Origin of the sequence: Methanosarcina sp. 2.H.A.1B.4 (assembly GCF_000979385.1) — an archaeon.
Taxonomy (GTDB): domain Archaea; phylum Halobacteriota; class Methanosarcinia; order Methanosarcinales; family Methanosarcinaceae; genus Methanosarcina.
Genome location: NZ_JJOV01000082.1, coordinates 86,479 through 100,282, shown reverse-complemented (window position 1 = coordinate 100,282; position 13,804 = coordinate 86,479). Strand labels below are relative to the sequence as shown.

Genomic DNA, 13,804 nt, shown 5'->3' with positions numbered 1-13,804 from the left:
CTCAATTATTTTGTCGTCACTTGTATTCAGTTTCATGGAGGTGAGATACTCCATCTCATCTTCCTGTATAATCTTGATATTCTCTGTAGTATTAGCACCTTTATCAAAAACAATAAGAGAACCTTTTTTGAGTTTACTTTTTACCTGGTTATAAGTGTCAGAAAAGTGCTCAAGATCAAGAACGTTTCCTTTATTCACTGTAACTCCAATAGGAATGTTAATGGGGTCAGCTAATTCACTAATTCCAACTGTTATCTGCAGCTTATCAGGCCTGTGATCTCTGCTATATCCGTATTTACCAAGATTGGATTTAGTTCCGTAAAGGACTATACTCGTCCAATCCAGATTTATATTCGTCTCTTCAAAATCATATACGGAAAATAGAGAAGCCAGAATGTCAGAGAGGATTTCCTCTCTGTTACGTCCTAAGAGTTCAAGAGTTCTGTAAAGAACTCTTTCATGAAACTTTTCAAGATTTAAGACCTCGAGAATTTCTTCCTGATTTAACCAATTGCCAGCTTCTTTGATACTAAAATTCTCAGTCAATTTGTAGCTTAACAAACCGATTAGTAAACTATTGAGATCAAGACCTTTGCTTTTATGTTTGCCAAAAATATCACAGAAATTAAGCTTTTCATAAAAGAGCTGGACGGCAAGGATCGAGCCGATAGAAACACATATATTCTTGTTAGGAATTGTAGGGAATGCTCTCTGTTTTGTGATGTTCATTTGATCGAATTACACAAAACAAAGAGCACTTATTTTTATATAACTGTCAAAGTCAGGTTAAAAGGGCGAAAAAAAGTTTCGAATGGATAGGCTGGTGGGGAGTAATTGCCAGCTTTATAATTACGACTTATTATTCTGTAATAATGGGTTGGAGCCTTGTGTACCTTTTAAAAGCGTTTACCCTTGGCTGGGGTGCGGACACGGAAGCCTTTTTCAATAACGAACTGTTGAATGTCTCCAGTTCTCCCTGGAACCTGGGGAGCTTTTCCTATCCGGTCCTTATAGGGCTGCTGTTGACCTGGCTGGTTATCTGGATTATAGAAAAAAAAGGCGTGCAGGCTGGAATTGAGAGATCAAGTAAAGTCTTTATTCCTCTTCTCTGGGTTCTTCTTATCGTGCTAGTACTTAGAGCAATAACCCTTGAAGGCGCAATCAATGGAATTGAATGGTACCTGAAGCCGGATTTCAGCAAACTCACAGACATAAATGTCTGGCAGGCAGCCTACGGACAGGCCTTTTACAGCCTGAGTCTTGGAATGGCAATAATGATTACTTATTCAAGTTACCTTCCAAAAAAGAACGATATCGTAAACAACGCTTTCATTGTCAGCCTGGCAGACGGAGCCTTCAGTTTCACCATGGGTTTTGTGGTTTTCGGGACTCTCGGACACATGGCTTATGCAAAAGGGCTCGGAATTGAAGAAGTAGTAGCCCAGAGCATAGGCCTTGCCTTTGTGGTGCTGCCAGAAGCCCTTAATATGCTCCCGGGATTAAAAACTCTTACTGCAGTTGCTTTTTTCCTGTGCATCGTAATTGCTGCCCTTTCCTCCCTCATCTCCCTTGTGGAAGCTTTTGCCTCCTCAATAATGGACAAGTTTAATATGAAAAGGAGCAGGGCAGTTGATATCACTATCGGCTTTGGGCTGCTTTTCAGCCTGATCTATGCAACCAGGGCAGGGATTTACTGGCTTGATATCATAGACCACTTCATCAATACCTACGGGCTGATTATAGTTGGCATCCTCGAAACCGTTGCAATCGGCTGGATCTATGGTGCAGATAAGATAAGAGAATGGGTCAATACTTATTCGGATTTCATGGCCGGAGCCTGGTGGAATGCCTGCATAAAAGTGGTGATTCCGGTTGTCCTGATGTACCTCGTCTACATAGATACCCGGTCAAACCTGGCTGCACCTTATGAAGGTTATGATCCTGCAGCCCTGATGGTCGGAGCCGGAGTAATTGCCCTTGGAATTCTCATCTCTTTCCTTGCGCCTTTTATCAATAAGGAGGTAGAGTAAAATGATGCTCTCGACAGGCAGCATTCTGATGGCTGTTTTCGGGTTCATAATCCTTTACGGAGGGCTGGGGCTCTGCCTGAGCATAGCCCTGAGAAAAAGGATTCCCTGAGAGAAAGGTGAAGAAATAAAGTCATTTGGGCGAGTTGTTGACCAATACAGAAACAAAAGAAACAGAAAAAAGCAAAACGAAACAGAAAGTTATCGGTTTCCCCGATTCTTTCGATATACTTGTTTGTTAGAGATGTCCTCAGCTGTTTTTACTTTCTGGCTTTTTTCTCTTTTTTCTTCATTTTTGTCTGGAAGACCGCTCTCCTGCGTCGATTGTAACAGGAACGACCCGGTATGACGAATAAGATTTCGCGGAGTCCTTCTTAGAGAAACTCACTGCTAAAATCCATAACTTAGTCTGCTTGAGCGAAGAGAAACAGACCTCGTGCTGTTGCACTTACAGTGCAACTCCCAGAAAATCTCCGATTTCCTGTGATCCCGAAGCGAAGGACAGAGGGAGATAGTCAAATTCGCTCTCATTAACTTCATAGGGAAGATCACAGATCCCGTCCTCGTCCAGGTCCGTACAGTTCTGGCTGAACCCCGTACCATCGGGTTTTGCCCATAAATTGCCCCCTATGCTGGGTCCACCTGCGATATTCTTTCCAGAAGTTTTTGTAGTGTTCCAGCTAATATTCTTATTTCCATAGGCGGGTTCCAGGTTCAGGGTGTTGTTGAAAAGGTTGTTATAGAAAGTATTGTTACTGCCCGCAGCCAGGTAAAGCCCGAAATTCCTGTTTGATTCTATCAGATTGTCCCTGAATAGATTATCACTCGAATAAGAGAGGAGAATTCCCATGTCATTGAGATTTATGGTGTTGTTCCTCACTGTATTGTTCTCAGAGAAAGATGTGTAAATCCCATAATCGTTTTCGGAAATAAGGTTATCTCTGATCAGATTTGAATCTGCAAAACCATACTCTCCGGAATAAATGTAGATTCCCTGATATTCGTTCTGGTATACGGTATTATTTTTAAGGGAATTATTGCCTGAACTATCCAAAACAATACCTTCAATATTGGTTAAAACCGTATTGTTGTTCAGTAAATTAGTTTCCGAATTTTTAAGGTATAATCCCCTCTGGTTGTTTTCGACATTGTTGTTTGTAATGTTGTTCCGGTCGGAAGAAACCAGATACACCCCATAAAGGTATTCGGAGACAATATTGCTCTTAATGGTGTTTTCGGAAGTGTTGTACAGGTAGATCCCGGCTGCTTCTTTCCATATAGAATATGGTCCGGATATGTAAAATCCCGAAATCATAACGCCTTTTGAAGTCACTTTAATCACGGGCTCGGTTGTATTGGAAGCCCTGAGAATTGTGCTCCGGGGATCCGCAGATTCCGAAACAAGGCTTATGTTGTCCACATCCAGAAGGACATTTTCTTCATAAGTACCGGGATAGACAAGAACAGTACTTCCCGGAACTGCGGAGTCCACAGCATCCTGAATCGTGAGAAAATCTGCAAAAGGAGAACTGTTCTTTATAAGCAATACAGGTCCGGGAGCTCTTGCAAGAGGAAGGGCATCAATTATGCCTGTATTTTCGATATTGTAAGCAGAATCGCTAATTCCATCAATATTGGAATCTGTAGCAGTTTCCGAAAAGCCGCTACCATCAGGTTTTGCCCAGAAATTGCCGCCAAGATATGGACCCCCCATAAAATTCGTTCCCCGAGTCCTTTCCGTGTTCCAGGTATTGTTTCCGCTCTTTTCCAGCTTTACATCTATTGAATTGTTGAAATAATTGTCATACAGCCTGTTGCTATTGGAATCAGACAGCAGAATTCCGCAGTCCGTATTTTCCCTGAGGCTGTTACGGATGATTGTATTATTCTCCGAAGCTTCCATTAAGATTCCACAGAAACTGGCCAGAATCTCATTATCGCGGAGGATATTTGAGCCCGAATTCGACAGATAAATAGCAGGTCCTGAAGAAGAGTTCACATTGTATGCAGTATTATTAATCAAAAGGTTGTTATCTGAAAAGTTTAGGTATATTCCGGAATTCCCGTTGATCCCTGCACTGTTTTTGGTGAGGATATTATTGCTTGAAGACTGAAGGACGATACCGAGGGCATTTCCGGTCACACTGTTGTTGCATAACCCACACCCGTAAACGGAGTCTAAGTAGATTCCCGCTTTCCCTCCGGATTTCATGCCTGTGCCTTTCACCGTAAACCCGCAGATTGTGACATTGTTTGCATTCACATGGAAGATATTGTCATCAGGATCAAGAGCCTGAACTGTAACCTCTTCAGGGTTGATGGACCGGGAGTAGATTTTCAGGCCCTGCACATCCACAGCCACGTTTTCTATATAAGTCCCCGGATAAACGAGAATGGTTGATCCCTGTTCCGCAGCCGAAACAGCCTTCTGGATTGAATCATAATCGGCATCCTGCTCATCATCTCCAACAGTTATGGGCACCGATTCGGGAGGCGTTGAAAGAGGCAGATAATCGATATTTTCAGGGCCTCCTATTTCATAAGTGGTATCGCAAATCCCGTCAAGGTCAAAATCCTCTGAGGTCTGAGAGAAACCTGTACCAGTCGGGTTTGCCCAGAAATTTCCTCCAAGATACGGGCCCCCGACAATGTTAGTACCCGGAGTAAGGGAATTGTTCCAGGTATTTCCTTTGCTAATTCCAAGCTTTACGTTTATAGTGTTGTTAAAATAATTATTATAGATCCATTCCCCACCTTCCAGATCTGGAATGGAAACCCCGCATTCTGCACTGGAAGTTATTGTATTGTTGAGTATTTCAATACCATAACAGGCATCTCCTTGATTAATTCCGATGCTGCAGTTCAAGATCATATTATTATGAATTCTGGTTCCACTCGCCTGAGAAATATCTACCCCGTGAAAACAGTCCGTAATCGTATTATTCCGAATATCTATGCCCCGATCGTATGCATCGATCCCATTGGAGCAATTCGAGATCGTGTTTCCGGATACTACATCGCCTCCCCCGCAGCAGGCGAAACTTACCCCTCCGCCGTTTGAGATTTCATTTTCGGCTATAAAATTATTCGATGACCATGGGCCCATTAAAATGTAACCCTTTTCAATGAGGTTCCCTGTCAGATTATTTGTCTCGCTTCCTTCGCTCAGAGAGATCCCATCATTGAAAAGCAGGTTTTTCGAGATAGTATTATAACTGGCATTATCAAGGTAAATTCCTCTATAGTTTTCAAAAAGTGCGTTTTCGGTAATGATGCAATTGCTGGCGTTTTCAAGGTAGATTCCGCATAGAGGCCGGTAGTTTCCGTATCCCATGGTCTTAAAAATCTCCTCTGCTGCAGAAGTGCGAGCGTATTCCGGAGAAGATTCCCCGCGTAAATTCACAGGGTCTGCAAAATTTCGGGCAATAATTCCCCAGGGATAGTTGAAAGGCTCTCCAGCTCCTGTTATGTTAAAGCCACTGAGAGTCACATTGTCGGCTTTTATATGAAATACGCTTTCGTTTTCATCCAGAGGTTCCACCAGCACATCAGGATTTCCTGATTCCGACCTGACCTTAAGCCGGGTCACATTTACAATAATGTTTTCCCTGTAGGTTCCAGATCTAACTATAACCGTGTCTCCAGAAGACGAATTGGTTACTGCTTCTTGAATTGATCTGAAATCCGCTCCAGAATCGTCATCTACAGTAATTTCCTTTGCGGACGCGGAGCTGTAAACTTCAATCGTGATAAGTGCAATAGCTACTAAAATAATTATTCTGTTTGCTCTCATTAATTCCCACTCCCATGAACCATTCATGTTTTTGTGAACCTGTTTCAAAGCTCCATTTAGTTCTGTTTTGAGAGCAGCCAGATTTTTACCTGTTTTAAATTATTTTAATGCTGTTTTATCTACTTAAGATACTGACCGAATTGAATATGGGGAATTTAAACAGGTTCGGTGAACTAATACAAATGGGAACTGTGAAAACCCTTTTCTGAACCGGGTAATTTTATCGGGACAAATGTAATACTTATCTATGCAAATGTAATACTTATCTATGCAAATGTAATACATATCTATGTAAATGTAATACTTTAGGCAACGTGATAATAATAAATAGATCCATATTTCAAAATATCAATAGTTGCTATTATCCGTAGTCAGGTGCGAGGATTTTTGCAGTGCCCTATGAAAGAAGCTAAGCATACGGGCAGATATAATTATCTAATGGCAACTGGAAAACTACGAGAGATAGGAAGTTAGAGAAGCACGTTTTCTAAAGATAGGCGGCAGAGAATCATAGTTTATAGAGTTTAAAAGAAGGCAAGAGTTTAAAGCACGACATCAACAGCTATCAGTATTATTTGTTATTTCTCCTGTAGAATTAAACCATAAAAAGAGAGGTAAAGAAGGAGGTTCGGCAAGCGGGATATAGTCAAAGTCGCTCCCGTTAACGTAATAAGGCAGGTCACAGATCCCGTCGGAGTCCGAATCTTCAGCAGTCTGAGAAAAACCGGTCCCGTTCAGGTCAGCCCAGAAATTGCCTCCCAGGTATGGGCCCTTCACTATATTTATTCCAGACGTTTTTGTGGTGTTCCAGCTATTTCCTTCACTGTTTTCAGCCTTCACATTTATAGAGTTGTTAAAGTAATTGTTATAGATGCGGTTGTCAGTACTGTAGTCCAGCAAATAGATCCCGGATTCATTGCTGGAAGTTATCGTGTTGTTGAACAGTTCATTATTCTGGCTGTTTTCTCTCAAAAAAATGCCTCTGCTGCTGTTCGAAATTGTGTTGTTATATACCGTGGAACCATAGACTAAAATCAGGTAAATCCCATAATCGCAGTCCGTAATCATATTGTCACGAAGAACAGTCCGTGCCTGAGTGTCATATAAATCAATCCCTGTACTGCAATTAAAGATCTCATTGTTCGAAACGAGGTTTCCTCCCCCGCAGCACGCAACCCCTATCCCTCCTCCGTTCGAAAGCCGGTTCCGGGATATTGCGTTATCCCAGCAGTGTGCGCCAAGAATAACATTTCCCTCTTCAATGGAATTGTTTATTGCCATATTCTTGCTGCACCCTTCATCAATCCAGATGCCGTTTCGGAAATAAGTATTGTTCGAGAGGATATTGTTCATTGAGCCCTGAAGGTAAACTCCATACTGATTTTCAAAAATATAGTTTCTTTCGATTGTGCAGTTCTCGACCTGATCAAGGCAGATTCCTGTCTGAGGACATTCAAACCCGGTCGCTCTCGAGACAAAGATCTCTCCTGAACCGGGCCCGTAAGCCTTTCTCACTTCTGGCATATTATTTACACTCAAGTTGCCTGAACTTCTGGAGATAAAAGAATTTCTGAAGCTGACAGCCTCAAAAACACTGAAAAACTCTCCTGAACCGGTTATGTTGAAGCCGCTGATAGTTACATTATCAGCTTTAACCTGCAATACGCTGGAGTTCTCGTCCCTCGCTCTGATAAAAACGCCACCAGGGTTTTCAGGTTCCGAAGTGACCGTTACCCCCGAAACATTGACAACGATATTTTCCTCATAGTCCCCGGCTTTCACAATAACGAAATCCCCGGTTGTAGAGTTATTTACCGCAGCCTGAATTGAAGCTCCGGGCTCCACATAAATGACCTCTGCACTCCCAACGCCTGCAGAAACCAGAAGCAAAGCAATTCCCAGCGTTGCACTCATTAGCCTGGTAAAACAATCTCCGATAAGTATGATTTTCAGAACTAACCCCCCTCCCAGATAGTTTACACAGCCCTGCAGGTTCAGGATAAGATAAATTTTGAACCGACACTTCCCGTGCATAATGACTATTATTTCTTATGATATTATCAAGTTCATTACTATATATATCAACTGTTACTTTGTTTTTACACGAAAAAAAAATGGCTACCAATCATGAAATTTTCCTACAGAGAAGAAAACGAATTGATCAGATATCCGGTTGGACTTAAGTACAATTTCCAGTATCAATAAATTTTAGTAACTAATTACTTCATTTTACTAAGAAGCTGTCTTAAAATTCAAACCATTTCTGTATTTGGATAGTGGGCATTGTTGATATAAAGTTCAAAACCGTAAATTTATTACATAGGACTTATTCACTCGAGGTATAAATTCAGATACATTAGACATCATGGTTAAAATATACACTTTAGAGATATAACAGTTTAATACTACCGGTTTTCAGTTCAAATGTGTAAGTCCTATCCCAATTGTATTATCAAATTTAATTTTAAAACACGCCCTAAGGCTATCAATCTTTCATTGAGTTCTTTAATTTGAGATTAAAAATTCACAATGTAAGCAATAATTTCATGGTTTGAAGCACACTAAGCAAGAATATCTTCACGTTTCACAATCGAAAAAAGAAATCATTTTATACCCAATTTTTCCTCGGAAAGAAGAAAAATTGGTAGCCTTCACAAGGCTACCTGAATAGTTACATTATTTTTAATGAAAGTCTGAATGGATTGTTTTACATTACGAGTTTGTGAGATTTCAACATCGTAAATTGCTTAGTAACTTTCAGACTTTTTCAATATTCTGGTTTACTTCATTAGTTTCTTCACTTGATTCTTCACTTGCTTCTTCACTTACTTCTTCAGCGTCTTCACTTACTTCTTCAGCTTCTTCACTTACTTGTTTAGTGTCTTCACTTGCTTCTTTAGCTTCTTCACTTACTTGTTTAGTGTCTTCACTTGCTTCTTCAGCTTCTTCACTTACTTGTTTAGTGCCTTCACTTACTTCTTCAGCGTCTTCACTTACTTGTTTAGTGCCTTCACTTACTTCTTCAGCGTCTTCACTTACTTCTTCAGCGTCTTCACTTACTTCTTCAGCGTCTTCACTTACTTCTTCAGCTTCTTCACTTACTTCTTCAGCTTCTTCATTTGCTTCTTCAGCTTCTTCATTTGCTTCTTCAGCTTCTTCACTTACTTGTTTAGTGCCTCCACTTACTTCTTCAGCTTCTTCACTTACTTTTTCAGCTTCTTTATTCATTTCTTTAGTTTCCTTGCAAGTTGGTTTAGTTTCTTTACATACTAATTTAACTTCTTTGCAGACTGGATTAGTTTCCTTACATGTTGGCTTGGTTTCCTTGCAAGTTGGTTTACTTTCCTTACAGATTGGCTTGATTTCCTTACAGATTGGCTTGATTTCCTTACAGATTGGCTTGGTTTCCTTACAGATTGGCTTACGTCCCTTACAGGCTGGCTTAGTTTCCTTACAGGTTGGTTTGGTTTCTTCACAGACCAGTTCACAAACGGGGTCGTTTTCTTCGCAGACTGATTTACAAACTTTGTTAGTTTTATCACAGATTTTCTTACCTTCTGTTTCTAAAACATTTATTGTGGCTAACTTTGAATCTATACCGTTTTCATTACTTACGGTCAGTTTAACTGTATAGACTCCTGCTGTCGAGTAAGTATGAATCGGGTTCTTCTCTGTTGAAGATGTTCCGTCTCCAAAACTCCAGTTAAAAGAAAATGCATTTTCAGACCTGTCATTAAACTGAACTGAAAGAGGAGTATGCCCTCCACTAACGTTGGTATTGAAGTTTGCTACAGGAAATTCGATACCAAGCACGAACTCCTTCTTTGTTGTCACAGTCTCATTAGCCCATGTCTGACTTATATTTCCGTTAATATCCACAGTGCGCATGCCGATGGTGTAACTTGTTTCGGGTTCGAGGCCGGTAGCGTTGAAGTATTCTGCGGAGGTGTTGGTCTGGAAGACGCCGTCAAGGTAGATTTCATAGTAGAAGAAGTCAGGGTCTGTTGGGTTGGTCCAGGTCCAGTTGATCCAGGTAGTACCTTTAGTGGATTGGAGGTTTATTGAGGAAGGAGGTAAATTACCGGGTTTCAGAGCAGTATATGAAATAGAATTATCCCATGCAATGTTGCCTGCTTCGTCCACAGCAGATACATTCACTGAATGAGTGCCTTCAAGTGCTGTAATGTCACCAGTCCAGAGATTTCCACCCTGATTAAGGAGTGAAATATCATTTGCTTTTACACTGTTAACTCCAACATCGTCTGTGGCATTGACTGTAACAGCGATCACAGAGCCGGGGGTGGGGTTTGCTGGATACAAATCAACTGAATTGATCACAGGAGCTACGACATTATCTGTTACAACACCTTTTGTTACATGTAGATTCACAGTGCAAGAATCACCCCCTCCAACACCAGTTGCAACGATTTTGCCAGTGTAATTTCCAGAAACTGCACTTTCAGGTACATCTATTGTAATTAGAATGTTTTCAGGCACCCCTGCCGAAACATTGACTGTTGTTGGATCTACTTTGATATTACTTGTATCAATAACATCACCATTCTCTGATTGGAGTAAAGTCGGTGTTATTGTAACCAATGTTGAGGTTTGAGATGTACTGACAGTAACGTTCTCGGTAATCAGTCCCCCAGCCTTTCCATCTAGGGGCAGGTGTTCTGGTGAAAGCGAGATCGAACTTGTTCCCGAGATTATTTCAAAGGAAGTATCATTAATTCTGGTGAACTGAGATCCATCAGGTAAACTTCCTGTAGATGTAGCATCAACTTTATAATCTCCCATTAAAGAAGTATCCACGAAATAATTTGCATATACTCCATCCTTTGCTTCACCATCTCCGTTGCCACCATTATCATACAGTGTAATCTGTTTAATACTCAAATCTGGGAGAGTAATATTGACATTGACATCAGCTCCTGTGATTTGAGTTCCTGCATCAGAAAGATTAGCAATGATTTTTACAATTTCACCCTGGTTGTACTGGTCTTTATCAGTAGACAGTAACATGGATAGCGTTGATTCCGCGCGGACAGTGACATAAACATCCTCACCACCTGCTGGCATGTCGGTCGCAGTCAATTCCATAGTCCACTTTCCAGGTTCTGGATCTGTGACTTTGTAGATCTTATAAGTGGAACCACTCAAATATTCAATATTAGGATCTGAATCTGCCACAGAGGGATCTACCATCGACCCATCAGGTTTGGACAATACGAGGTCTACATTACTTCCTGGCCAACTAGTACTAAAGGATGCTTTCTTCATTGAGGTGTCTATGTCAACATCTACTAACATAACGTCATTAGTAACCATACTCATGGTGAGCTCGTTAGCAGTATCCAAGGCAAGAACTTTTCCAGCAATTTTATTATATATTTGATTTAGTTGGCTTTCCGAAGGAGTATAAAAGTACATGCCGTCTGTTTCTGTAGCAATATTTTTTAGCAAGTATTCATCAACAGAATAACCAAGTCCAATAGTGTAAACCTTTATTTTTTTCTCTTGTAGAGAGGGGATCACTTTGTCTGGATGCTTTCCTGTATTATGCTGTCCATCAGAAAGCAAAACAATTGCATGAGGACTATTTTTGTTACCGTTATCCTGTAAATCATTTAAAGCAAATTCCAAGCCGCTTCCAATTGCAGTAGTACCTGAGGCAGAAATTAAGCCTATTTTATTTTTAATGATTTTCTTTTCATCATCAGTAAGACTGGTTAGGGGATAAACCTGACTTGCATATGAATTGAAAGATACGACCCCTGCTTTATCCTCAGATCCCATTTGGTCTATGAATTGTTTCGCTGAGTTTTTAGCATTGGAAATTGGTGTACCAGACATGCTACCCGAACGGTCGATAACTAGCACCACATTAGCGTTACCTTCTGCCTCATCTAGTACCGGATGATTCAGTGTGAAACCATCATTGTCAGGACTTTGTTGTTTATCATTTTTGTTGTATGTCCTTACGAATATACTTTTTTTGTCATGTTGTGTGTCACTAGGATTAGAATATGCCCATATTTCAATTTTCTGAGCATCGTCATAGGTATAATAATACTTATATATGGCTTTTTTACCTGCAATTTTTTTGGCACTGATTAACCAAGTGGGAAGATCTTTATTAAGTTCTATCGTATCCCCGTTATAATTTTTAACGTTATCTTCTTTAGAGATTATCCATCTTTTCGTGCCAATATCTTTTATTGCATCTTCTTCATGTTCATAACTTTTTAGTTCTTCTTTTATTTTCGTCCAATCCAATGGAGAATCTTTAGTTTCTTTGTTTGTATTTTTTACGTCATCCCAATTGGTTCCAGTTGCTTGTTTCCATTTGACCTCAAATTCTCCATTGTTCTCCGACGAGAGGCAATAGGCAAACCACTGCCCTTTTAACTTAGACCTAACATCCTCCAGGTTTTTAAAGGAACCTGAACTATATCTTTTATGTCGTATTATTGTTTCATCGAGGGCTTTTTCAGAGTTTAATTTCTCAATTGTAGTCCATTCATCAGTCACAGTCATTTGAAATGGTCCAAGCCCGCCACTAAAGTGAAAATTATCCGGTAAATCTTTATGCCACTCATCAGTAGGATCGTTGCTATGTGCTGCATATCCCCCAGTATTGCCTTCTCCCCATGCTAAGACAGCAAGCATTATCTTAAATTGGTCTTTGGATATCCCCCAGTCATCAACATATGTTAATGAGTCAACCTCTTCACCAATATCATTAAGGAGATCTTCGGGGATCTTCGCAGTTATTTTTAGTGTTTCTCCAGAATCCTCAGCACTGACAACACTCACCGTAAAGGTGAGTATTAACAAAGCGGCAATCACCACACCTAGTTTTTGCTTCACTTTACCACCAACTTTTTACAAGCGTACCCAAGCAATCCAATATTGCTGAATTCTAATTTTGGATCGAATCCATCAGAAATAGAAACTTCTGCATTAGCAGTTCCAGGTATCAAAATTAAAAAAATAACAAAATAACGATTCTTGTACATGCTTTCAAAGTCATTCAACCACCATTCTTGTTTATAAAAAAGCGTTCCACCTCAAAATTAAGATGTATAATCAGGAATATGCAGAGGTCATGCTGTGATGAATTCTCATCTAAACTTTATAACATCAGAACATTAAAAATTTTAATAATTATTACTAATCCAGCGACCGTATATGCTAATTGTGTTTTGGTTTTTATCATAAATATATTAACAACGAAATTTTTCGGTCAAATGATCTCTCAACTTAGATCCAAAGCTCTGGATGAGGACACAAAAAGCACTTACAATAAGGAATAAAACTTACCTCGAAGCTGTCAGAGGTAAAAACTTGCTCAGAAAAAAGACTCTTTTTTAAAGATTACAGCCACTTCACATTTTAAAATGGGTTTTCAGTACTGTATAATAGAAATTAAAAAATATAAAATGTTATGATGGTTTTAGTTATGCAGCACAGTGAACCTAATAAATATAGGATAAACAACTCAGAAATTCATATCACAAATAAGAATTTCCGTATATAACGAAAGAAAAAAGAGCCAAAAAAGAAAAGAAAATAAAGCCGCCATAAAAGCAGCTTTGATTTTACTTAATGATGTGCGTGTTCCTGCTCGATCTGCTCTTTTTTATGCCTGAGATAAGACTCATCGGCTGCTTTCAGGCACCTGTAGCAGAGATCCACATCTTTTTTTACGACTCCCTTTGAGAAGTCAGGGATCTGCAGTTCCACGGAGAAAACTCCGGTTTTATCTCCGCAGAGGGCGCATTTACCTTTTCTGCATGAAGTCTGATTTTTGTTTACAGTTAAGTAAGTTTTCTGGGCGGAATCGAGGCAGGTCTCACAGAGACCTTTCCAGACCCCGTTGGGGTAGGCGAATTTGAGGAGGGGGCGGATAGCCCGGACCGGGATGACGGTCGGGATTGCACGCCCGCAAAGATCACAATCTGTCATTTCTCATACCTCC

Annotated in this window: 7 protein-coding genes; 2 read left to right on the top strand and 5 right to left on the bottom strand. The window is 40.2% G+C overall.

The genetic code is table 11. From position 1 onward, the window contains the following. Positions 1–729 (bottom strand): transposase (locus EO92_RS18650; protein ID WP_048172425.1); only part of this gene is annotated, 729 nt, incomplete at its 3' end. Positions 730–737: 8 nt separating this feature from the next. Between EO92_RS18650 and EO92_RS13655 the strand changes: the two genes are divergently transcribed. Both EO92_RS13655 and EO92_RS17915 read left to right on the top strand, forming a co-directional pair. Next, a complete protein-coding gene (locus tag EO92_RS13655; RefSeq protein ID WP_082108143.1) occupies positions 738–2,030 on the top strand; it encodes a sodium-dependent transporter in 1,293 nt (430 codons plus the stop codon). A gap of 1 nt (position 2,031) precedes the next feature. Next, positions 2,032–2,139 (top strand): MetS family NSS transporter small subunit, encoded by a 108-nt coding sequence (locus tag EO92_RS17915; protein WP_200896781.1) that lies wholly within the window; start codon positions 2,032–2,034, stop codon positions 2,137–2,139. Positions 2,140–2,475: 336 nt separating this feature from the next. Here EO92_RS17915 and EO92_RS16795 read toward each other — a convergent pair whose 3' ends face one another. From EO92_RS16795 to EO92_RS13635, 4 genes are all read right to left on the bottom strand, one after another. Further along, a complete protein-coding gene (locus EO92_RS16795) occupies positions 2,476–5,820 on the bottom strand; it encodes a nitrous oxide reductase family maturation protein NosD (RefSeq protein WP_052734367.1) in 3,345 nt (1,114 codons plus the stop codon). A gap of 555 nt (positions 5,821–6,375) precedes the next feature. Then, on the bottom strand, positions 6,376–7,734 hold the full coding sequence (locus tag EO92_RS13645) for a nitrous oxide reductase family maturation protein NosD (protein WP_235283337.1): 1,359 nt from the start codon (positions 7,732–7,734) through the stop codon (positions 6,376–6,378). An 843-nt stretch (positions 7,735–8,577) separates the two neighbouring features. Next, entirely contained in the window at positions 8,578–12,693 is a 4,116-nt protein-coding gene (locus EO92_RS16790; RefSeq protein ID WP_052734366.1) for a VWA domain-containing protein, read from the bottom strand. A 735-nt stretch (positions 12,694–13,428) separates the two neighbouring features. After that, complete coding sequence (locus EO92_RS13635) at positions 13,429–13,791, bottom strand: F420H2 dehydrogenase subunit FpoO (RefSeq protein ID WP_048172393.1); 363 nt, start codon at positions 13,789–13,791, stop codon at positions 13,429–13,431. Positions 13,792–13,804 lie beyond the last annotated feature (13 nt).